We start from the raw sequence: 22150 nt of genomic DNA, 5'->3' as shown, positions 1-22150 counted from the left end.
GTGCGGCCGGCGTCCGTCGTGGACGGGCGCCGACGCTCGGACGGGCATGGCGCCGCCGTCGCCGCTGCGCGCGGCCGCAAGGCCACGCGCAGCGGCGCAGCGGACTTCAGCGGCCGACGAGCGAGCGGGCGATGACCTCTTTCATGATTTCGCTGGTGCCGCCGTAGATGCGCTGGATGCGCGCGTCGACGAAGTAGCGCGAGATCGGATACTCGGTCATGTAGCCGTAGCCGCCGAACAGCTGCAGGCAGGCGTCGGTGACGCGGCCTTCCATCTCGGTCGTCGCCAGCTTGATCATCGCCGCGGTCGGCACGTCCATCTTGCCTTCGGCGTACAGCGCCGTGCACTTCTCCATGTAGGCGCGGTGCACTTCGATGTCGGTCTTGATCTTGGCCAGCTCGAAGCGCGTGTTCTGGAACGCGGCGATCGGCTGGCCGAAGGCCTTGCGCGTGGTCACGTATTCGATGGTCTTCTCGAGTGCGCCCTGGGCGTGGGCGACGGCCGAGACGGCGAGCACCAGGCGCTCGCGCGGCAGCTCATCGATCAGGTGGCCGAAGCCGCCGCCGAGGCGGCCGAGCACGTCGTCCTTGGACACACGCAGGTTGTCGAAGAACAGTTCCGAGGTGTCCGCCGAGTGCAGGCCGATCTTGTCGAGGTTGCGGCCGCGCTTGAAGCCGGGCAGCGAGGTGTCGACGGTGAACAGCGTGGTGCCCTTGGCGCCGGCCTTCGGATCGGTCTTGGTCGCCAGCACGACGACGCCGGCATGCTGGCCGTTGGTGATGAAGGTCTTCGAGCCGTTGATGATGTAATCGTCGCCGTCGGGCAGGGCGCTGGTCTTCATGCCCTGCAGATCGGAGCCGGCGCCCGGCTCGGTCATGCCGACCGCGCCGATGCACTCGCCGCTCGCCATCTTCGGCAGATACTTCTGCTTCTGCGCCTCGCTGCCGAGATGCAGGATGTACGGCGCGACGATGTCGGAGTGCACCGTCAGGTTCGAGGCCAGCGCCAGGAAACCCATGCGCGCCGCCTCCTCGACGACCACGCAGGAGAACTCGAACGGCGCGCCGATGCCGCCGTATTCCTCGGGCTGGTCGACGCAGAGCAGGCCGGCCGCGCCCATCTGCAGATAGAGTTCCTTCGGGAAGATGCCGGCCTTCTCCCACTGCTCGTAGTGCGGCTCGACGTGATCGGCGAAGAAGCGCTTCACCGTGTCGCGGAACAGCTCCAGTTCGTTGTTCAAGGTCAATCTCCGGAAAGTGGGTGCGCGCATGATACGGGAGCGCACCGGCAGCGGACGGCCGCGCCGCGCCGAGGCCGCGGCTAGCGGTAGCGCGCCTCGATCAGGTCGATCTCGCGCACCAGCTTGCGCGACACCTCGTCGGAGATGCGGCCGTGGCGGGCCAGCGCGAAGATCGCCTCGCGTTCGGCGGAGAGGCCGGCCAGACGCAGCTCGCGTTCGGCTTCGTCGGCGCGACGCAGCTGGCCGGCGGCGACGCCGGCCGACGAGCTTTCGCCGAGGCGGCGCTGGTAGAGCGCGATGACGCGCGCGGCGGCACTGGTGTAGAGCTCGACGTCGGTCGGCGAGCGCGCATGCGCGCTCTGCGCCTGGCGGATGGCGGCGACCGCGGCGCGCGCAGCGCTGCGCCGAGCGTGGTCTTCCTCGCGATGCGTTTCCGGCTCGGCCGGCAGTTCGAGGCCGGTCAGCAGGCGCGGCAGGCCGACGCTGGCCAGCAGCAGCGATACCAGAATCACCGAGGTGGCGAGGAAGATCGCCAGGTCGCGGGCCGGGAAGGCGCTGCCGTCGGGCAGGGCCAGCGGCAGCGTCAGCACGCCGGCCAGGGTCACGGCGCCGCGCACGCCGGCCAGCGAGGTCGCGACGATCAGCCGCCAGTGCGGACGCCGCTCGGTGCGCGGCCGGTGCCGCGTCTTGAACAGGCTGACGCGCAGCGAGCCCCAGACCCACAGCAGGCGCAGCGCGAACAGGCCGAAGGTAATGGCCAGCACGTAGACCGCCAGCCACCACGGATTGACGTGGCCGCTCTGTTCGACCGAGGTCACGGCGTCACGCAGGATGCGCGGCAGCTGCTCGCCGAGCAGCACGAACATGATGCCGTTGAGCGCGAACTGCACGGTGTCCCATACCGCCGTGCGCTGCACGCGCGTGGTGGCCAGCGCGGTGCCGCTGAGCTCGACGTAGCTCATCGTGATGCCGGCGGCGACCGCAGCGAGGATGCCGGACGCGCCGATGTGCTCGGCGATCAGGTAGGCGCCGAACGGAATCAGCAGGCTCAGCAGGATCGACGCGCCGCTCTCCTCGCCGAAGTGCCGCGACAGCCATTGCTGGGCGCGCGTCGCGCCGAGCGTGAAGCCGAAGCCGACGGCGATGCCGGCCGCCGCCAGCCACAGGAAGGTCAGCGAAGCCGAGGCCAGCGAGAAGCCGCCGGTCATCGCCGCGGCGACGGCGAAGCGGAAACAGACCAGGCCGGACGCGTCGTTGAGCAGCGATTCGCCTTCGAGGATGTGCATCAGCCGCTTCGGGATCGGCGCGCGCGCGGCGATCGACGAGACCGCGATCGGGTCGGTCGGCGAGAGGATCGCGGCGAGCGCGAAGGCGACCGGCAGCGGGATCGCCGGAATCAGCCAGTGGATCAGAAAGCCGGCGCCGACCACGGTGAACAGCACCAGGCCGAGCGCCAGTTCGAGCACGACCGGCAGATCGCGGAACAGACCGTCCTTGGGAATGCGCCAGCCGTCGAGGAACAGCAGCGGCGGCAGGAACAACAGGAAGAAGATGTCCGGATCGAGGCCGACGCCGCGGTTGAAGCTGCCGGCGATGATCGCGCCGAGCCCGATCTGCACCAGCGGCAGCGGCAGCGAGAACGGCAGCACGCGCACCACATAGCCGCTCGCCAGCACGGCGAGCAGCATGAACAGGGCGACTTCTATCGAGCCCATCGCTCTGCGGCGAGGCGGCCGTGCGCAGCCGCCACCGCGGGCATCGCGGCGGCGCTGCGCAGGCCAGCCGGCATCGTCATGCGCGGGTTCAGCGGCGGAAGCGCTGCGTCAGTTCGCCGTAGGCGTCGATGCGGCGGTCGCGCAGGAACGGCCACCAGCGGCGCACGTTCTCGCTGCGCTGCAGATCGATGTCGGCGAGCAGGACGTCGGCTTTCTCGCCGGCCTTGGCGATGAACTCGCCCTGCGGTCCGGCGACGAAGCTGTGCCCCCAGAACTGTGCGCCCGGCCACTGGCCGGTCGGATCGGGCTCGAAACCGACGCGGTTGGCGACCAGCACCGGCAGGCCGTTGGCGACGGCGTGCGCGCGCTGGATCGTCACCCAGGCGTCGCGCTGGCGCGCCTTCTCGGCGTCGTCGTCCTGCGGGTTCCAGCCGATCGCGGTCGGGTACAGCAGCAGGTCGGCGCCGGCCAGCGCCATCAGGCGCGCGCCTTCCGGATACCACTGGTCCCAGCAGACCAGCACGCCGAGGCGGCCGACGCTGGTGTCGATCGGCGTGAAGCCGAGGTCGCCGGGCGTGAAATAGAACTTCTCGTAGTAGCCCGGATCGTCCGGGATGTGCATCTTGCGGTAGATGCCGGCGAGGCGGCCGTCGCTTTCGAGCACCACCGCGGTGTTGTGGTAGAGGCCCGGCGCGCGGCGCTCGAACAGCGAGCCGACGATGACGACGCCCAGCTCCTTGGCGAGATCGCCGAGCCATGCGGTGGACGGTCCCGGGATCGCTTCGGCGAGGTCGAACAGCTCGGTCGACTCGTGCTGGCAGAAGTACAGCGAGGTGTGCAGCTCCTGCAGCAGCACGAGCTTGGCGCCGCCGGCCGCCGCCGCGCGGATGCCTTCTTCCGACATCTTCAGATTGATCTCGCGCTCCGGCGTGCACGGCTGCTGCACGATGCCGACGCGCAGGGTCTTGTTCTGGCTCATCGCTTCACTACTCGCTGGCGGAGACGCTGGGAATCTGCATGGTGACGCAGTGCAGGCTGCCGTACTGCTGGATCAGCGCGCGGCAATCGATGCCGATCACCTTGCGCCCGGGGAAGCAGGGGCGCAAGCGCTCGAGCGCGACCGCGTCGTTCGGATCGCCGTAGGTCGGCACCAGCACGGCGCCGTTCAGGATCAGGAAGTTCGGATAGCCGGCCGGCAGGCGCCGGCCATCCTCGTCGAAGACCGGCAGCGGCAGGGGCAGCGGCACCAGCCGGTAGGGCTCGCCGTCGCGCGTGCGCAGCGCCCGCAGCTCCGCCTCCATCGCCTTGAGGTCTTCGTAGTGCGCGTCCTGTTCGTCGTCGCAAGCCTGGTAGGCGATCGTGCGCGCGTCGCAGAAGCGCGCGATGGTGTCGATGTGGCCGTCGGTGTCGTCGCCGATCAGGTCGCCGTGCTTGAGCCACAGCACGCGCTCGACGCCGAACCACTGCTGCAGCCGCTCCTCGATCTGCGCGCGGTCGAATTGCGGGTTGCGCGTCTCGGCCAGCAGGCAGCGCTCGGTGGTCAGCAGCGTGCCAGCGCCGTCCGATTCGATGCCGCCGCCTTCGAGCACGAAGTCGAGCGATTCGACCGGCGCCTGCCAGACCTGCTGTGCCGCGAGTTCGCGCGTGACGAGGTTGTCGAGCGTGGCGTCGAACTTGCCGCCCCAGCCGTTGAAGACGAAATCGAGATGCACCGGCCGGCCGTTGCGGAACACCGTGATCGGACCGTGGTCGCGCGCCCAGACGTCGTTGGCCGGCACCGTGTACAGATGCAGGCGCTCGGCCTTGGCGCCGCCTTCGACCAGACGCCTGCGCAGCGTCTCCAGATCGGGGCCGGCGGCGATGATGAGGTCTTCGAAGTAGGTGATCGCCACGGCGATCGACAGGAAGGTGTCCTCGACGGTATCGAAGTGGCGCGCGAAGTCGCCCTCGGGACGCGGCCAGGTCAGCTGCACGGCGCGTTGCGGGGCCCATTCGGCGGGCAGGACGGTGGCGGTGACGATCGGGGACGGGGCGGTCATCGGCGCGGAGCGGTCGGGGCGAGGGGAGGATGGCGCGCAAAACGATCCGGGGCGCTTGCGCGCCCCGGATCATGCGAAACCGATTTTACCGTGCGACGACGTCCGCTCGCTATTGCGCCGGCGCGAGTTCGTCGACATGCGACAGCGGCGGCGGGTCGCCCTTGGTGACCACGTCGATCACCGTCGTGCGCTCGAAGAACACCGAGTAGCCGTCGTAGTCCCAGCGCGTGATCGGCGGATGCTGCGCGCTGCCGCCGCCGGCCGGCGCATGGCGCGCACGCGGCTCGCCGAATTCGCGCAGCACGCTGGCCTGGGCCTGGCCGCGCTGCGGCAGCACGATCGGCTTGCTTTCCGGCGCCGTCTCGGCGGCCGGCAGGTCCAGCTGTCCGGCGCCGGCGAGCGGTGCGGCCAAACCAGCCGCCAGGCTCGCGGCGAATGCGAGCGCCCCACAAAAAGTCTTGCGCATAAAAAGACTTGGCCCCCAAAGCTTGAGCGGACTATAGCATCGGCCGGCGTCGTTTTCGAAGCCCGGACGGGGCGTCGTGCCGGGCCCTAGCCGGTGCCGGCGACGTCCGTCTGCGCGATGAAGGCGCGCGCCGCGGCTTCGACCTTCTCGCCGGCGTCGATCAGCAGCGCTTCTTCCTGTTCGATCGACCACAGGTTCTGGCTCTCGATGTAGCGCTTCAGGCGCCGGATCGGACAGCGCTCCCAGGCGGCGCGCAGCTCGTCGGCCGAGCGCCGGCGTGCGGCGTCGTCGCCGTGTCCGTCGCGCAGGCGCGGGCTCAAGGCCTCGATCAGCGTCGGGCCGCCGCCGCGGCGCGCGCGCTCGACGGCGCGGACGAAGGTGAAATGCGTGGCGACGATGTCGTTGCCGTCGACCAGCTCGGCATGCACGCCGGCGGCGAGGGCGCGGTGCGCGAGCGTCGCGCTGGCCGCCGGCACCGGCCATTGCGGGCTGGTGACCACGAGCACGATCGGCAGATTGGCCTGCGTCGCGGCGGTCGCGGCGGCGATGAAGGGCGCGTCGACGACCGCGTCGTCGCAGGACAGCAGCACGATGCGGGCGCTGCGTTCGTCGCGAGCGGCGCGCGCCGCGGCGAACGCTTGCGGCAGCGCCGCAGCGTCGTCGTCGGTGGCGCTGGCCCAGCGGCGCAGCAGCGCGGGCATCGCCATGCCGCGGATCAGCAGCGCCGCGCATTCGCGGTGCGGCGGCACGAGCATGTCGTCGGCGCGCAGCGCGTGGCCGATGGCGGTGCCGATCGCCTCGCGGCCGAGTCCGTTCCGATCGTGGCGCAGCAGCCCGGCGCGCTGCAGGGCGACGGCCTTCTTGTCGAAGCTGCGCGCCTCGACCATCGCCCGGTAGAACGCGCGCAAGGTATCCGGCTGGCGCGCGAAGTCCGGCAGCGGCGCCCGCACCTGTCCTTCCGCATCGAGAAACTGCGTGAGGAAGACCTGGAAGCGGGCGACGCGCGTCGCCGCAGGATCGGAATGGATCACGCGCGGTCCTGAATCGTTGTCGTTGTCCGCACGTCGTCTCCCTGAATCACCCGGGCCCGCGCGGGGCCCGGGTGACGTGCGCTGTCGGCGACCGATTCTCCGCTGCGTGCCGGGGGGCAGCCATTCGGGAATTCACCCAAGGCTGCGGGACATTCCCCGGCGCGAGGCGCGCAATTTTCCGGGCGTTCCTTCCTAGGGGACGGCGAGACGCGGCGCCGGCAGCGGCGTCTCGATGCCGGTCGGCGCGTCCTGCTCGATCGCCGGCCAGACGTGGGTCGCCGGCGCCAGCACGGCGTCGCGACCGTGTTCGAACGACTGCTCGCGCACCAGCAGGCGGTAGGCCTTGTCGAGCGTCAGTGCGCGCGCCGGCGTCGGCAGCATCAGAACCGACAGATCGCCGCGCAGCCGCGCGAAGGCTTCCGGCTTGGGCTTGCCGTCGGCGGTGAAGAAGCGCGCGCGCACTTCGTCGTTGGCGCGGTATTCGTCGCCGGCGGCGTTGTTCATCAGATAGGTCGCGAACTCCGGCTGGCCGTCGCGGCGCAGCGGATCGGGCAAGCCCTCGAACGGGCGATCGCCCCAGTGATACCAGCCGTGCGCGGGGCCCGAGGCGAGCTTGCGCGAGAACGAGAAGATGCCGTCGTCGGTCGCCGACAGGCCGCCATGGCAGCCGACGCAGAACTGCGACTCCTCGCGCGTCTGCGGACGCAGGTTGCCGCGCGCGTCCTCGATGAAGCCCTGGTAGATCCAGCCAAGCTTGCTTTCGAGTCCCTGCTCGGGATCGCCGAGGTACTGCTCCGGACGATCGGGCGACAGCGTCGCCTCCTTGTCCTCGAGCACCGCCTGCTGACGCAGATCCGAGTAGTTGAGCCACAGGCGCTTGCGGCTGTAGCGCAGCTCCTTCATGCGCGGCGCCGGCTGCACGCGGCCGTCGGCGGCGACGTCGAGGTAGCGCACGCTGTGCAAAAACTCGGTGCCTTCGGGGAACAGCCCGGCGGCCGCATGCACGCGGCCGGCCTGCTGATCGAGGCGCGCGCGGCCGACGTAGGACATCGTGCGGCCCTGCGTCGGCGCCCAGTCGTAGACGACGCGGGAGGCGCTGCCGAGCTGGCCGTCGTGGTCGAGGTCGACGCCGAGCGCGCGCTCGGCGGTGGGCTCGATGGCGACGTCGGCGCGGCGCACCAGCGCCTCGACGATGGCGAGGTTGGTCTTGTAGACGATGTCGTCGGCGTGGCCGTTCTCGGCAGTGCGGAAGGCGTCTGGCAGGCGGATCAGCACGTCGTCGAACGCGCCGTTGGTCGGCATGAAGCTGCCCGGGAACGGGAAGTACGCGAACGCGCGCCAGCCGGTCGGGCGTCCGTCGCCGTCGCGGTCGAAGCCTTCGGCGTCGAAGCGGAATGCGGCGTCCGGCACATAGCCGCCCCAGCGGCCGTCGCCGTCGACGTCCCAGCGCGCCGGCAGCCGCGCCAGGCGGCGGGCGAGCAGGATGCCGCCGTCGGCGGCGCGATAGTTGTCGGTGCGCACATAGCGCAGGATCTCGTCGTCATGAACGGCCGCGACGGCATCGCGGCGGTCGACGAAGAGGTTGGTCCAGTCGTTGCGGACCTTGTCCGCCGAGCGCAGCAACGGGAAGGCGTACGACAGCTGGCTTTCCGGCTGGCTCTGGTAGTTCGGCTCGTCGGCGTCGGCGTGGCAGACGTAGCAGGGATTCTGCACGCGGCCGTCGGCGTCGCGGGTGCGCGTGAAGCACTGCGGCGGAATGTTGGCGATGTCGTTGCGAACCGGGCGGCGCAGATCGGTGCCGCCGTCGTCGCGCTGTGCGCAGGCGCCGAGCAGCAGTGCGGCGAGGCCGAGGCCGGTGCACAGGAGCGTTCTTTTCAGCATGAAGAAAAATCCGTCGACAAAGAAAAAGGTTCCGGCGCGTGGAACGCGCCGGAACCGTGGTGCCGCAAGGGCTGCTTACTTGTGCGCCGGCAGCGAGCCGACATAGCCGAGGTACGAACGACGTTCGGCGCTGTTGCTGGCCACCTTGTCGCCGTCGCTTTCGCCGTACGGGTGCTGGACCACGAACATGATGTAGCCGAAGTCGTTGACGTCCGGGTAGTAGTACAGCGAGGTCGTCTCGGCGCCGTACGGGGTCGAGCCGATGCGGGTCAGCTCCTTCGACTTGACGTTGTAGGCCCAGACCGCGTCGTTCTGGTGCTCGTCGCCCGAGTCCTCGCCGATCAGCAGCGTGTCCTGGTCGGCCATGAAGCTGATGTTGTCCGGATTGGCGATTGCGTTGACGTCGCAGCTGTTGTTGACGAACGGGCTTTCGGCCGCATACGCGTCGATCGTCGTCGGATTGAGCTTGTTCGGATCGCGCTTGGTCGTCATGCGGCCGGTCAGGATGCCGGTCACCTTGGTCGCCGTGTAGCTGGCATCGACGTCATAGGCGTAGATCGCGCCGCACTGGTTGTACATCAGCTTGATGTGGTTCGGACCACCGATGTCGCTCGCCGTGTTGGCGACGCCGGCCTTCTTGTTGTCCTCCATGCCGTTGTTGATTTCGCTGTAGGCGACATAGAGCTTCATGGCCTTCGGGTCGAAGGTCACGCCTTCTTCCTTGCGCAGCTCGGTGGTGGCGCCGAGATAGGCGGCGTAGCGGCGCGTTTCGAGGAAGGCCGCGGCCTTCTCCTGTCCGGCCTTCAGCTTCAGGCATTCCTGGCCGACGCCATTGGCGTTGATCGACTTGTAGCCGTCCGGGCAGACGCCGCCGGCGGGGCTCGCCGTGTCGAAGATGTCGGCGAAGGTCTTGCCGGCATCGATCAGGGCCTTGACGTCGGTGTCCTTGGCGGTGCCCAGCTCGACCCACGAGATGTCGGCGGTGCCGAGTTCCGAGGCGCCGGCGGCGCTGGTCTGCGACCACTTCATCGCGTACAGCGTGCCTTCGCTGAGGTCGCCGGCGGCGGTCGCCACATAGCGGAAGAAGCCGACGTTGGTGCCGTCGTCGGTCTGGTAGACCGTCTTCTTGTCCGGCATCACGTACGACAGCTCGTGCGCGAAGCGGCCCATCGAGTAGTGCTTGGCGACTGTCGCGGCGCCGGTGTCGCCGACCGCGACTTCGACCGGATAGCCCCAGAAGTACGGATTGACCTTGCTGGCGTCGCCGCCGACCGTCGAGCCGCCGCCGAAGAAGCCGGCCATCGCCTTGGCGCTGGCCGTACCCTTCTTGGCGTCCGGTTCGTACTCTTCCGAGCTCAGGTGCGTGTTCCACGGCGTCACCGAGCCCGCGCACGGGTTCCAGATGCCGTTGATGCCCGACAGGTCGAGCGCGGTGGTGCCGAGCGCCGACAGCTTGCCGGTCTCGCCGTCCTGCGACAGCTCGGTCAGATACATCGCGCCCGGCTGGCTCTCGAACTGCGAGACGGTGTAGAGCTTGCCGCCGACCTTGAGGATCGACGAGAAGTCGTTCGAATCGGCGATCGTGGTCGAGCCGTCGGCCTTGAGGATCGGCTTGCGGGCGTTGTCGACGATCTGGCCGTAGACGTTCAGCTCGCTGCTGCTGCCACGCTGCTCGCCCGAGCGCAGGATCGTCACGAAGCCGGTCTCGCGCGTCGTGCCGTCGATCGTCGCGTAGTCGGAAGCGATGACCTGGCGCTTGGCGGCATCGCTGGCGGCGGCGTCGATCGGCGCGAACGCGGCGGTGGTGTCGAGGCCGGTGCCCGACAGCGAGGCACTGGTTTCGCTGTTGGCGGCGACGCTGAGCTTGCCGGTGACGGCGCCGGCGGCGGTCGGCGCGAAGGCGACGCTGATCTCGCAGCTCGCGTGGGCGGCCAGGCTCGCGCCGCAGTCATTGGTCTGCGTAAAGCCGTCGTCAGCCGTGATGCCGGCGATCGTCAGTTCGCCGTCACCCTGGTTGCTCAGGGTCAGGGTCTGCGCGGCGCTGGTCTTGCCGGCGAGGGTGGCCGGGAAGCTCAGGCTGGCGGCGCTGAGTTCGGCTTTCGGACGCTTGTTGTCGTCGTTGCTGCAAGCGGCGAGCGCGAAGGCGCCGACGATGGCGCAAGCGGTGGCGATGCCGGCGCCGTGACGGCGCGAGGGCGAGTGCTGCATGGATGACTCCCTGGGTCGCAAGTTGGGGATTGCTGCCTGTGGCGGGCGGTGGCCTGCCGGTCGAGACGCGCGAACCCTAGCCGAGCATGGTTGCGATGCTGTGACCGCTATGTGACAGTCGACCGTCAGCATTGCCGCCGGCGGGCGAGTGGCGCGCGCCGGCGGCCGTGTGCTCCAATCCGTCGCTTATGCGTAATCCATATGAGCTGTTTGCCGGCCTGCGCTACACGCGGGCGAAACGGCGCAATCACTTCATCTCGTTCATCTCGCTGGCCTCGATGCTCGGCATCGCGATCGGCGTCACGGCGCTGATCACGGTGCTGTCGGTGATGAACGGCTTCGAGCGCGAACTGCGCACGCGCATCCTCGGCATGGCCTCGCACGCGACGATCGCGGCCTACCGCGGCGGGCTCGAGGACTGGCAGGGCGTCGCCAAGATGGCCGCGCAGAACCAGGACATCGCCGCCGTCGCGCCTTACGTCGAGGGCGAGGGCATGGTCAAGGTCGGCTCCGACCTGTCCGGCACGATGCTGCGCGGCGTGATTCCGGCCGAGGAGAACCGGGTCTCCGAAATCGGCCAGCACATCAAGGCCGGCACCTTCGAGTCGCTGACGCCCGGCTCCTACAACATCGTGCTCGGCTCGGAACTGGCCGAATCGCTCGGCGCGACGATCGGCGACAAGGTCGACCTGATGATCCCGCAGGCCTCGGTGACGCCGGCCGGCGTGCTGCCGCGCTTCCGCCGCTTCACGGTCAGCGGCATCTTCCGCGTCGGCATGTACGAGTTCGACCGCGGTCTGGTGCTGATCAATCTGCAGGACGCGCAGGCGCTGCTGCGCATGGACGACACCGTCACCGGCGTGCGCCTGAAGCTGCACGATCTGTTCGCGGCGCCGCGCGTCGCGCGCGATCTCGCCAACCAGCTGCCGGGCATCTACTACATCTCCGACTGGACGCGCAGCCACGCCAACTTCTTCCGCGCCGTGGCGACCGAGAAGATGGTGATGTTCATCATTCTGTCGCTGATCGTCGGCGTCGCCGCTTTCAACATCGTCTCGACGCTGGTGATGGTCGTGCAGGACAAGCAGGCCGACATCGCCATCCTGCGCACGCTCGGCGCGACGCCGCGTTCGATCATGGCGATCTTCATGGTGCAGGGCTCGATCATCGGCTTCGTCGGCACCGCGCTCGGCGTGGCCGGCGGCGTGCTGCTGGCGCTCAACGTCGAGACGCTGGTGCCGCTGCTCGAGCGGCTCACCAATCACCAGTTCCTGGCGCCGGATGTCTACTACATCAGCGATCTGCCGTCGGAGCTGAAGCTGTCCGACGTCGTCCGCATCGGCTCGCTGTCGCTCGCGCTCGGCCTGCTGTCGACGCTCTATCCCGCCTGGCGCGCGTCGCGCGTGCAGCCGGCGGAGGCGCTGCGCTATGAGTAAAGGCACGAACGGCATGGCGGGGACCCACGCGGAGCGCGGGGATCTGGCGTCGCGAGAGAGTGTTGTTGCAGGCATGAACCCGACCATCATCGAGGCCAAGAACCTCGGCAAGACTTTCGACGACGGCCGTCTGCATCTCGACGTGCTCCAGGGCATCGATCTGGCGATCGGCCGCGGCGAGCGTGTCGCGATCGTCGGCGCCAGCGGCAGCGGCAAGTCGACGCTGCTGCACTGCCTCGGCGGCCTCGACGCGCCGACGTCCGGCGAAGTCTGGGTCGATGGCGAGAACATGTCGGCGCTGTCGGACGCGGCGCGCGGGCGGCTGCGCAATCGCGCGCTCGGCTTCGTCTACCAATTCCATCATCTGCTGCCGGAGTTCACGGCGCTCGAGAACGTGGCGATGCCGCTGCTGATCCGGCGCACGCCGGATCGCGAAGCCTTCAAGCGTGCGGGTGAACTGCTCGAACGCGTCGGCCTCGGCGCGCGCCAGCAGCACAAGCCGGGCGAGCTGTCCGGCGGCGAGCGCCAGCGCGCGGCGGTCGCGCGGGCGCTGGTGACGCGGCCGGCCTGCGTGCTCGCCGACGAGCCGACCGGCAATCTCGACACCAAGACCGCCGAACGCGTGTTCGATCTGATGCTGGAGCTCAACCGCGAACTCGGCACCAGCCTGGTCGTCGTCACCCACGACCTGCATCTGGCTGCCCGCATGGACCGCATATGGACGCTCGACAGCGGGCGCCTGGTGCAGACCTCCGTGCCGTAGCGATCGCCTTCACGGCGGGCGTGCTGTTCGTGCACGCCCTGCCGTCCCTGTTGTCGCCGTACTGGTACGCCGCGCTGCTGCCGCCGGCGCTGTGGCCGTGGCGCGGTCGCGCGCTGCTGCTCGCGGCGCTGCTCGGCGCGCTGCTGACGGGCTGGCACGCGCAGCGCCAGCTGGACGCGCGCTGGCTCGACGCGCGCTACAACGAGGAACGCTGGGTGCGCGGCACGATCGCCTCGCTGCCGGAACGCGCCGACGAGCCGGCCGGCGAGGACGGCGCCCCGCGCCGCACCTGGCGCTTCACCTTCGTGCCGGAACCGGGCGCGGACCTGCCGTCGCGCATCCGCGTGTCGTGGTACCGCACCGACGCGGCACCGGCCGGCGGCCAGTGCTGGCGCCTGAAACTGCGCCTGCGCGCGCCGCACGGTTCGCTGAATCCCGGCGGCTTCGACTACGAGGCCTGGCTGTTCCGTCAGCATCTCGGCGCGACGGCAACGGTGCGCGAGGCGGAGTCTTGCGCGGCGGCCGGCGCCTGGCCGGTGCTGCGCCTGCGCCAGGCCTGGAGCGATCGCGTCGACGCCACGCTCGGCGCGCGCCCGGGCGCCGCACTGCTCAAGGCGCTGACGATCGGCGCCACTGCCGAACTGGGCGACGCCGACTGGGACGCCTTCCGGCTGACCGGCACCACGCACCTGATCGCGATCTCCGGCTTCAATCTGGCGCTGGTGTCGGGTTTCGCGTACTTCGTGCTGCGCTGGGCCTGGTCGCTGTCGGCGTGGCTGTGCCTGCGCCTGCCGGCGCAGCGCGCCGCGCTGTTCGGTTCGGCCGGCGTCGCCACCGTCTACGCGCTGCTCGCCGGCTTCGAACCGCCGGTTGCCCGCGCCCTGTTCATGCTGCTGGTGCTGGTCGCTGCGGCGGCGCTGTACCGCTTCACGCAACCGAGCCGGGCGCTGGCGCTGGCCTGGCTGGCGATCGTCGCCGCCGATCCTTGCGCCGTGCTGGCGCCGGGCCTGTGGCTGTCGTTCGCCGCCGTCGGCGCGATCTTCTATCTGGTCGTCGGTCGCTGGCGGCCGCAGCCGGCCTGGCGCGCCGCGGTGCGCGTGCAGCTGTTCCTGAGCTTCGTGCTGGCGCCGTTGACGCTGTTCTATTTTCACGGCCTGGCCTGGGCGGCGCCGTTCGTCAACCTGCTCGCGGTGCCGCTGTTCGCGCTGCTGACGCCGGCGCTGCTGCTGGTCGCGCTGGCCGCTTCGCTGTCGCCGGCGCTGGCCGGCGCATGGCTGCCGCCGACGGCGACGCTGCTCGAATGGGTGCTCGCGGCGCTGCAGGCGCTCGCCGCGCACTGGCCGCTGGCCTGGCTGCCGTCGGCGCCGCCGCTGGCGGCGCTGGCCCTGGCGCTGCTCGGCAGCCTGCTGCTGTTTGCGCCGGCCGGACTGCCGCTGCGGCCGCTCGGCGTCCTGTGCCTGCTGCCGCTGCTGTGGCCGCCGCAGCAGCCGGTGCGCGGTGGTCTGGAGCTGCAGGTGCTCGACGTCGGGCAGGGGCTTTCGGTGCTGGTGCGCACCGCGCGCCACAGCCTGCTGTTCGATGCAGGGCCCGCCTACGAAGACGGCTTCGACGCCGGTGCCGCGGTGGTCGCGCCGTACGTGCTGACGCGCGGACTGCGCGGCGTCGATCTGCTGGTGCTGTCGCACGGCGATCGCGATCACGCCGGCGGCGTGCCGGCGCTGCGGCGCCTGCTGCGACCGATGCGCGAGATCGGCACCGAAGGCGGCGAACCGTGCCGCGACGGCGAGCGCTGGGAGTGGGACGGCGTGCGCTTCGCGCTGCTGCATCCGCCGGCCGCGGCCGGCGCGGACGACGCGCGCGCCGACAATGACCGCTCCTGCGTGTTGAAGATCGACGGGCCGTTCTCGCTGCTGCTGCCAGGCGACATCGAGCGGCGCGCCGAGGCGCGGCTGCTCGACGCCCATCCGGCGGCGCTGCGCGCCGACGTGCTGCTGGCGCCGCATCACGGCAGCCGCAGCTCCTCGAGTCCGGCCTTCGTCGCCGCCGTCGGTGCGCGCGAGGTGATCTTCGCGAGCGGCTGGCACAACCGCTTCGGCCATCCGCGCGCGGAGGTCGTGCGCCGCTACCTCGACTGCGGCGCGCGCCTGTCGATGAGCGGCGAGGCGGGGGCGATCACGATCTTCCGCGCCGGCGATACGCTGCGCGTCGAGCGCTGGCGCGAGCGCGCGGCGCACTACTGGAACGCGCCGCCGGTGGCGCAGCCCTACTGGCGAGCGGCCGGCGAGGCGCTGCCGGCGCAGCCCTGCGGCGGCTGAGGCGGGCGCGCAAAAGACGCACCGCAGGACGGGGGCGTGTATCAGGAGGACGCTCCGCAGTACGGGCGCGCAACGCAAAAGACCCCTGCCGGGGCAGGGGTCCTGTCGCGCGGCGTGCGGCGCCGGCCTACAGCTGCGTCGGGTTCGGCGCGTCGCCGTAGACGGCCTTCGGATCGAAGGCTTTTTCGGATTCCTGATAGTGCAGCTCGCGCACTTCGGGGCCTTCGCCGGTCGGCACGGAGCGGTAGAAGCAGGAGCGGTAGCCGACGTGGCAGCTGGCCTCGCCGACGACCTCGACCTTCAGCCAGACGGCGTCCTGGTCGTCGTCGATGCGCAGGTCAACGACCTTCTGGATCAGGCCCGAGGTCGCGCCCTTGTGCCAGATGGTCTTGCGCGAGCGCGAGTAGTAGTGCGCCTCGCCGGTGAGAATCGTCTGCTTCAGCGCTTCGGCATTCATGTAGCCGAGCATCAGCACTTCGCCGCTGGCGGCGGCCGTCGTCACGCAGGGCAGCAGGCCGTGCTCGTCGAACTTGGGCGCGAGTTCCTTGCCCTCTTCGACCTGTTCGACGGTGACGCGCGGAAAGAAGTGAATGTCGGTACCCATGATGCTCGGCAAATCGTGGCGGAATGCGTACGGCCTTGCGACAGGCCGCCCGTGAAGGGCGGCCTTTATATCACAACCGGCCGGGGTCGCCGGTGCGGCGTCGCGCCGGCGCTTACTGCACGGTGGCGCGGCGGTTGCGAACCGGCTCCGGCGCCTGCAGACGCCCCGGCCGCTCGTTGCGCGGTGCCGGTGCCGCGTTCGGCGTCGGGCGCGAGAACGGCGCGCGGCCTTCGGCCCGGGGCGCGTCGCGCACCGGGCGCGAACCGAAGCCGCCGCCATCCGGCCGCGCCGGCGCCTGCTGCGGCGGACGCGCTGGCCGGTCGGCGGCGGCCTGTTGCGGGCCGGCGCTGCGGTCCCGGGTCCAGGCGTTCTGTCACGGCGCGCGCCCGCCGCGATCCGAAGCACTCGGCGGTGGCGGCTGGCCGTGGCCGCCGCCGTGACCGTGATCGTCGCCGCCGTGGTGGTGGTCGTCGTCATGATCGTGGTCGTGACCGCGCGGCGGGTCGCGATAGACCGGGTAATAGCGATCGCGGGTGTAGACGTAGGTCGCGCTCGATCCGCCGTAGTAGTACGGCGGATAGGCTGGGCCGTAGTAGGACGGACCGTAATAGGTCCCGCCGTAATACGCGTTGCCGTAGTCGTACGGGTCGTCGTCGACGTAGGCCGGCGGCGGCGCGCTGCCGACGCTGCCGACGACGTAGCCGTACGACACGCCCGGTCGCGCCGGCGCGTCGACGACGCAGCCGCCGAGGGCCAGGGAGCCGGCGGCGGCGAGGGCCAGCGCGGCGATGCGGAATGCGGACGGACGTTTGCTCATGGCCGCTACTGTAGCGCCGCGGTCTGAATCCGGAATTAATCCCGCGGCCCGGACTGCGGCTCGGGATGACCGCCGGTCCGCGCGATCGCGCCTTTCATCACGCCTTCGTAGGCGCGCACCGCGAGCGCGCGGCCGGGCCGCGACGGTGCCAGACGGGCGGCCAGATGCGCGGCGATCTGTTCGACGGTGCTGTCGGTGTCGAGCAGGTCGCAGCGGGCTTCCGGCAGCGCCAGCTCGTAACGCCCCTCGCGCGCGGTGTAGGCGAAGCGGATGCGGCCGTCGCCGCGGGCGACGATATCCTCGCGCGTGCCGAGATAGATGTCGCGCCAGCGCTCGGCGACGTCGCGCTCCAGCGCCCCATCGCGCGCGCCGTCGACGCGCACCTCGATGCGCGAGCGGTGGCCATGGGCGATGCGCTGGCACAGGCCCGCGTGCTTCTTGAGGCCGTGCACGTAGTGGTAGTACGCCCCGTCGATGTGCTCGCTGCGCAGGTGCAGCCCGAGCCGGGCGACGTTGGCGGGCAGATGCGCGGCGAGTATCGGCCGCAGGTGGGCGGCGACGGCGTCGGGCGTGATCGCCGCAGCGTCGACCAGGCTGACGGCGGCGGTCGGCGAGACGTGCTCGTAGAGACCGGGCGCCGCTTCGAAGCGCAGCCTCAGGCGCTCGCCGTCCGCGTTCAGCTGCAGGCCCGGCGCGCGGCGCGGCACCAGCAGGCTGTGGTCGAGGCTGGCGTCGATCGCGCGCTTGAGCCGCTTCTTGACCTCGCCGAAGTCGAGCACCATCGACTGGCCGTCGAGCGCGCCGTCGAGTTCGACGTCGACGATCCAGCTTTCGCCGACGAGGCCGCGCACCGCGTCCAGGTAGGCGCAGTCGATGACGGTCAGCTGTTCGACGAAGAGGCAGGACATGGCGGGAAGCCGGCGGCGGATCAGTGTACGGCGGCGGCAGGGTACACATCGCCGGCGCCCCGTCAATCGCGCCGGCGCGCGTGGCGCGGGACGCGGGCGGGCGCGTGGTTTAAAATCTCGGGCTTTCCGTGGCTTATCCACCGGCTTCTCCCGACATGACCGTCGTTACCCGTTTCGCCCCCAGCCCGACCGGCTATTTGCACATCGGCGGCGCGCGCACCGCGCTGTTCTCGTACCTGTACGCCAAGCGCCACGGCGGCAAGTTCCTGCTGCGCATCGAGGACACCGACCGCGAGCGCTCGACGCAGGAAGCCGTCGACGCGATCTTCGAAGGCATGGCCTGGCTGAATCTCAAGTCGGACTTCGCCGAGATCTACCAGACCCAGCGCTTCGATCGCTACCGGCAAGTCGTGCAGCAAATGCTGGCGGCCGGCACGGCTTATTACTGCTACGCGTCGAAGGAAGAGCTTGACGCGATGCGCGCCGAGCAGATGGCGCGCAAGGAGAAGCCGCGCTACGACGGCCGCTGGCGCCCGGAACCGGGCAAGGTCCTGCCGAACCCGCCGGAAGGCGTGCAGCCGGTCGTGCGTTTCAGGAATCCGCTCGACGGTCAGGTCGTCATCAAGGACCTGATCAAGGGCGAGATCGTGTTCGACAACAAGGAACTCGACGATCTCATCATCGCCCGCGCCGACGGCGTGCCGACGTACAACTTCTGCGTCGTCGTCGATGACTGGGACATGGGCATCACGCACGTGATCCGCGGCGACGACCACGTCAACAACACGCCGCGCCAGATCAACATCCTCAAGGCCCTCGGCGCGACGCCGCCGGCGTACGCGCACGTGTCGATGATCCTCGGCAGCGACGGCGCCAAGCTGTCGAAGCGCCATGGCGCCTTGTCGGTGACGGAATACCGCGCGATGGGCTTCATGCCGGAAGCGCTGCTGAACTACCTCGTGCGCCTCGGCTGGAGCCACGGCGACCAGGAACTGTTCACGCGCGAGGAGATGATCGAGAAGTTCGACTTCGATCATGTCTCGGCGAGCCCGGCGCGTTTCGACATGGAAAAGGCCTGGTGGGTCAACCACCAGTACCTGAAGATCGCCGACCCGGCCATCGTCGCGCCGGAGTTCGACTGGCATCTGCGCCGCCTCGGCGTCGATCCGGCGAACGGTCCGGATCTGAAGCGGGTGATCGAGCAGCAGCGCGAGCGTTGCCGCTCACTGGTCGAGATGGCCGAGAAGTCGAAGTTCTTCTACGCCGAGCTCGACGGCTACAACGAAAAGGACGCCGCCAAGCATCTGAACGCGGACGGTGCTGCGCTGCTCGACGCGCTCGCCGCGCTGCTGGAGGCGCTGCCGGACTGGACGGCCGAGGCGTTGCACGTCGCGGTCAACGGCTTCGCCGAAGGCCGTGGCCTCGGTCTGGGCAAGGTCGCGCAGCCGCTGCGCGTCGCCTGCTGCGGCATGGCGGTGTCGCCGCCGATCGACCAGACGCTGTTCCTGCTCGGACGGGAGCGAACGCTCGCGCGGCTGAAGGCCGCCGTGCGCTACGTTCACAGCAAATCCTGATCCTTATTTCCGAGCAGAACCCATGTCCATTCAGATCACTTTTCCGGACGGCAACGTCAAGTCGTTCGACGCGCCGGTCACCGGCCTGGCCATTGCGCAAGGCATCTCGCCGGGCCTCGCCAAGAAGGCGGCGGTCATCGCCGTCAACGGCGAGCTGTGGGACCTGACGCGGCCGATCGACCGCGACGCGAAGATCAGCATCGTCACCCGCGACAAGCCGGAAGCGCTCGAAGTCATCCGCCACGATGCCGCGCACATACTGGCGCAGGCGGTGCAGGAGCTGTTTCCGGGCACGCAGATCACCTTCGGTCCGGCGACCGAGACCGGCTTCTATTACGACTTCGCGCGCGAAGTGCCGTTCACCGATGCCGATCTCGAAACGATCGAGGCGAAGATGCGCGAGATCGTCAAGCGCGATCTGCCGATCACGCGCGAGGTCTGGCCGCGTGAGCAGGTCATCGCCTACTTCGACGAGCACGGCGAGGCCTTCAAGTCCGAGTGGGTCAAGGAAGGCATCGCGGTGGACGAGGAAATCACCATCTACAGGCAGGGCCCGGACTGGCTCGACATGTGCCTGGGTCCGCATCTGCCGTCGACCGGCAAGCTCGGCAGCGCGTTCAAGCTGACGCGCGTCGGCGGCGTCTACTGGCGCGGCGATGCCAACAACGCCCAGCTGCAGCGCGTCTACGGCGTCGCCTTCGCGACCGACGACGAGCTCAAGGCGTACCTGAAGCAGGTCGAGGAAGCGGAGAAGCGCGATCATCGCAAGCTCGCCAAGCAGCTCGACCTCTTCCACCAGCAGGAAGAAGCGCCGGGCATGGTGTTCTGGCATCCGAAGGGCTGGGCGATCTGGCAGGCGGTCGAGCAGTACGTGCGCGGCGTCTACAAGAAGAGCGGCTACCGGGAAGTGCGCGGTCCGCAGATCATGGACGTCAGCCTGTGGAAGCGTTCCGGCCACTGGGACAACTACCACGAGAACATGTTCTTCACCGAGTCCGAGAAGCGGACCTACGCGGTGAAGCCGATGAACTGCCCGGGCCACGTGCAGATCTTCAACGCCGGCCTGCATTCGTACCGCGACCTGCCGATCCGCTACGCCGAGTTCGGCGGCTGCCATCGCAACGAGCCGAGCGGCGCGTTGCACGGCATCATGCGCGTGCGTGCGTTCACGCAGGACGACGGCCACATCTTCTGCACGCCCGAGCAGGTCGAAGGCGAAGTCACCGCCTTCCACCAGCAGGCCATGGCGGTCTATGCCGACTTCGGCTTCGACAAGATCGACGTCAAGCTCGCGCTGCGTCCGGACAAGCGTCTGGGCACCGACGAGGCCTGGGATCGCGCCGAGAACGCGCTGCGCGCGGCGCTGCGCGCGGCCGGTGTCGAGTGGACCGAGCTGCCGGGCGAGGGTGCGTTCTACGGCCCGAAGATCGAATACCACCTCAAGGACTCGATCGGCCGTGCCTGGCAGGTCGGCACGATGCAGTTCGATCCGATGATGCCGGAGCGCCTCGACGCCTCGTATATCGACGAGAACTCGCAGCGCCAGCGACCGATCATGCTGCATCGCGCGATCGTCGGTTCGATGGAGCGCTTCATCGGCATCCTGCTCGAGCACCACGCCGGCAGCCTGCCGTTCTGGCTGTCGCCGGTGCAGGTCGTGGTCGCGCCGATCGTCTCCGACGTCGACGGCTACGCGCGCGAAATCGGCGAACTGCTCAAGGACGCCGGCCTGCGCGCCGAGACCGACCTGCGCAACGAGAAGATCAACTACAAGATCCGCGAGCACGCGCTGCAGAAGATCCCGGTCATCGTCGTCGTCGGCCGCAAGGAAGCCGAGGAGCGCAAGCTGACGCTGCGCTTCCGCGGCGAGGAGCAGCAGGAAACCCTGAGCCTCGACGAAGCCGTGCAGCGCCTGCGCGCGCTGCGCTGAACGAATCCGCCCGGCCGTCTTCACGGAGTGCTTCCGATGCGTCGCTATCGCCGCCTGCTGGCCGTCCTGATCCTGATCGCCGGCCTGCCGGCCCGCGCCGGCGCGCCGGCGACGGTGCCCGGCGTCGAACTGCGCGGCGAGTGGGAGCAGGGCGCGGTGCTGTTCGGCCACGCGCCGGCGGGCACGAAGCTGTGGTTCAACGGCCGCGCGCTGAAGCAGACGCCGGCCGGTGACTTCGTGCTCGGCCTCGACCGCGACGCGCCGGCCGAGGCCGAGCTGAAAGTGCAGCTTGCCGGCGAAGCGGCGCGCACCTATCGCTATCCGGTTGCCAAGCGCGAGTACGCGATCCAGCGCATCGACGGTCTGCCGCCGAAGATGGTGACGCCGCCGCCGGAAGTGCTGGCGCGCATCAAGGACGACCAGCGCCAGGTCGCGGCCGCGCGCCAGCGCGACAGCGGCGGCCTCGGCTTTCTGCAGCCTTTCGAATGGCCGTGCACCGGCCGCATCTCCGGCGTGTTCGGCAGCCAGCGCATCCTCAACGGCGAGCCGAAGCAGCCGCACTACGGCGTCGACGTCGCGGTGCCGACCGGCACCGAGGTGCGGGCGCCGGCCGACGGCACCGTGGTGCTGGCCCATCCGGACATGTATTTCACCGGCGGCACGCTGATCGTCGATCACGGCTACGGCCTGCAGTCCGCGTTCCTGCACCTGTCGAAGCTGCTGGTCGAGGACGGCCAGCGTGTCCGGCAGGGCGAGGTCATCGCGCTGTCGGGCATGACCGGCCGTGCCACCGGGCCGCATCTGGACTGGCGCATGAACTGGTACGACGCGCGCATCGACGCGCAGAAGCTCGCGCCGGCGATGCCGGTCTCGGCCCCGGTGCCGCAGCCGGCGCCGTAGCCGCTTGCCATGACCGGCCGGGTCGAAGCCCGGTTGCGTCCCCCGTCGCTTGTGCCAGTCTCGCTGGCCGCTGGCCGCTGGCCGCTGGCCGCTGGCCGCTGGCCGCTGGCCGCCGCCCGTTGCCTGCTGTTCGTTGCTCGCTGCCCGTCGCCCAGCGATCGGTGGCCGACGTTTCGCGCCCGTTCTCCTGTTGCCTGACGCGAAATTCTTTCTGTAAAAAGATTCAACAGGACTTCTGTTGAAAATGATTCTCAGATAGAATCGCATTGTCTCCAGTAGTTGTCCGTCCAGACCCACGCGCACGCCAGGTGGACGCGTGCGGA

General features: G+C 69.7%; 17 protein-coding genes. 6 read left to right on the top strand and 11 right to left on the bottom strand.

Going from position 1 to position 22150, the window contains the following annotated elements; genetic code table 11:
- Positions 1 to 106 precede the first annotated feature (106 nt).
- From H149_RS0104090 to H149_RS19620, 8 genes are all read right to left on the bottom strand, one after another.
- The gene (locus H149_RS0104090) at positions 107 to 1270 is read right to left on the bottom strand and encodes an acyl-CoA dehydrogenase family protein (RefSeq protein WP_051101785.1); all 1164 of its coding nucleotides are present in this window, start codon (positions 1268 to 1270) and stop codon (positions 107 to 109) included.
- A gap of 50 nt (positions 1271 to 1320) precedes the next feature.
- Positions 1321 to 2955, bottom strand: coding sequence for a Na+/H+ antiporter (locus H149_RS0104085; protein ID WP_020648465.1), 1635 nt, complete (start codon positions 2953 to 2955; stop codon positions 1321 to 1323).
- An 88-nt stretch (positions 2956 to 3043) separates the two neighbouring features.
- Positions 3044 to 3934: a carbon-nitrogen hydrolase gene (locus tag H149_RS0104080; RefSeq protein WP_020648464.1), complete on the bottom strand. Its 891-nt coding sequence runs from the start codon at positions 3932 to 3934 to the stop codon at positions 3044 to 3046.
- 7 nt (positions 3935 to 3941) lie between these two features.
- A complete protein-coding gene (locus tag H149_RS0104075) occupies positions 3942 to 4994 on the bottom strand; it encodes an agmatine deiminase family protein (RefSeq protein WP_020648463.1) in 1053 nt (350 codons plus the stop codon).
- Between the two features lie 109 nt (positions 4995 to 5103).
- Positions 5104 to 5406: a hypothetical protein gene (locus H149_RS21940; protein WP_020648462.1), complete on the bottom strand. Its 303-nt coding sequence runs from the start codon at positions 5404 to 5406 to the stop codon at positions 5104 to 5106.
- 140 nt (positions 5407 to 5546) lie between these two features.
- Positions 5547 to 6491 (bottom strand): thiamine pyrophosphate-dependent enzyme, encoded by a 945-nt coding sequence (locus H149_RS19630; protein WP_020648461.1) that lies wholly within the window; start codon positions 6489 to 6491, stop codon positions 5547 to 5549.
- Between the two features lie 192 nt (positions 6492 to 6683).
- The gene (locus tag H149_RS19625; RefSeq protein WP_020648460.1) at positions 6684 to 8372 is read right to left on the bottom strand and encodes an Aq_1262 family (lipo)protein; all 1689 of its coding nucleotides are present in this window, start codon (positions 8370 to 8372) and stop codon (positions 6684 to 6686) included.
- A 75-nt stretch (positions 8373 to 8447) separates the two neighbouring features.
- Positions 8448 to 10580 carry an alkaline phosphatase PhoX gene (locus H149_RS19620; RefSeq protein ID WP_020648459.1) on the bottom strand — a complete coding sequence of 711 codons (2133 nt, stop codon included), beginning with the start codon at positions 10578 to 10580 and terminating at the stop codon, positions 8448 to 8450.
- Positions 10581 to 10768: 188 nt separating this feature from the next.
- On the opposite strand from H149_RS19620, the gene H149_RS0104050 reads away from it, so the two are divergent.
- From H149_RS0104050 to H149_RS19615, 3 genes are all read left to right on the top strand, one after another.
- Entirely contained in the window at positions 10769 to 12016 is a 1248-nt protein-coding gene (locus H149_RS0104050) for a lipoprotein-releasing ABC transporter permease subunit (RefSeq protein ID WP_020648458.1), read from the top strand.
- Positions 12017 to 12089: 73 nt separating this feature from the next.
- A complete protein-coding gene (lolD, locus tag H149_RS0104045; protein ID WP_020648457.1) occupies positions 12090 to 12779 on the top strand; it encodes a lipoprotein-releasing ABC transporter ATP-binding protein LolD in 690 nt (229 codons plus the stop codon).
- Between the two features lie 29 nt (positions 12780 to 12808).
- Positions 12809 to 15094: a DNA internalization-related competence protein ComEC/Rec2 gene (locus H149_RS19615; protein ID WP_169518304.1), complete on the top strand. Its 2286-nt coding sequence runs from the start codon at positions 12809 to 12811 to the stop codon at positions 15092 to 15094.
- A gap of 127 nt (positions 15095 to 15221) precedes the next feature.
- Here H149_RS19615 and hisI read toward each other — a convergent pair whose 3' ends face one another.
- The 3 genes from hisI to H149_RS19605 all read right to left on the bottom strand — a co-directional run bounded on the left by hisI (position 15222) and on the right by H149_RS19605 (position 17423).
- Positions 15222 to 15698, bottom strand: coding sequence for a phosphoribosyl-AMP cyclohydrolase (gene hisI / locus H149_RS0104035; RefSeq protein ID WP_020648455.1), 477 nt, complete (start codon positions 15696 to 15698; stop codon positions 15222 to 15224).
- Between the two features lie 373 nt (positions 15699 to 16071).
- Positions 16072 to 16515 (bottom strand): hypothetical protein, encoded by a 444-nt coding sequence (locus tag H149_RS23745; RefSeq protein ID WP_020648453.1) that lies wholly within the window; start codon positions 16513 to 16515, stop codon positions 16072 to 16074.
- Between the two features lie 35 nt (positions 16516 to 16550).
- Positions 16551 to 17423 (bottom strand): 6-carboxytetrahydropterin synthase, encoded by an 873-nt coding sequence (locus H149_RS19605; protein ID WP_020648452.1) that lies wholly within the window; start codon positions 17421 to 17423, stop codon positions 16551 to 16553.
- A gap of 155 nt (positions 17424 to 17578) precedes the next feature.
- Here H149_RS19605 and gltX point away from each other — a divergent pair, with 155 nt between their 5' ends.
- From gltX to H149_RS0104005, 3 genes are read left to right on the top strand one after another with little or no spacing between them, the layout of a single operon-like run.
- Positions 17579 to 18997: a glutamate--tRNA ligase gene (gltX, locus tag H149_RS0104015; RefSeq protein ID WP_026352833.1), complete on the top strand. Its 1419-nt coding sequence runs from the start codon at positions 17579 to 17581 to the stop codon at positions 18995 to 18997.
- 22 nt (positions 18998 to 19019) lie between these two features.
- Positions 19020 to 20927 (top strand): threonine--tRNA ligase, encoded by a 1908-nt coding sequence (gene thrS, locus H149_RS0104010; protein WP_020648450.1) that lies wholly within the window; start codon positions 19020 to 19022, stop codon positions 20925 to 20927.
- Positions 20928 to 20963: 36 nt separating this feature from the next.
- Positions 20964 to 21827 carry a M23 family metallopeptidase gene (locus H149_RS0104005; protein ID WP_020648449.1) on the top strand — a complete coding sequence of 288 codons (864 nt, stop codon included), beginning with the start codon at positions 20964 to 20966 and terminating at the stop codon, positions 21825 to 21827.
- Positions 21828 to 22150: the final 323 nt, after the last annotated feature.

The sequence above is a fragment of the Solimonas variicoloris DSM 15731 genome, from assembly GCF_000382285.1.
GTDB classification, from domain to species: domain Bacteria; phylum Pseudomonadota; class Gammaproteobacteria; order Nevskiales; family Nevskiaceae; genus Solimonas; species Solimonas variicoloris.
The sequence above is the reverse complement of the archived record's forward strand: the minus strand, read 5'-3'. Positions and strand labels throughout refer to the sequence as shown.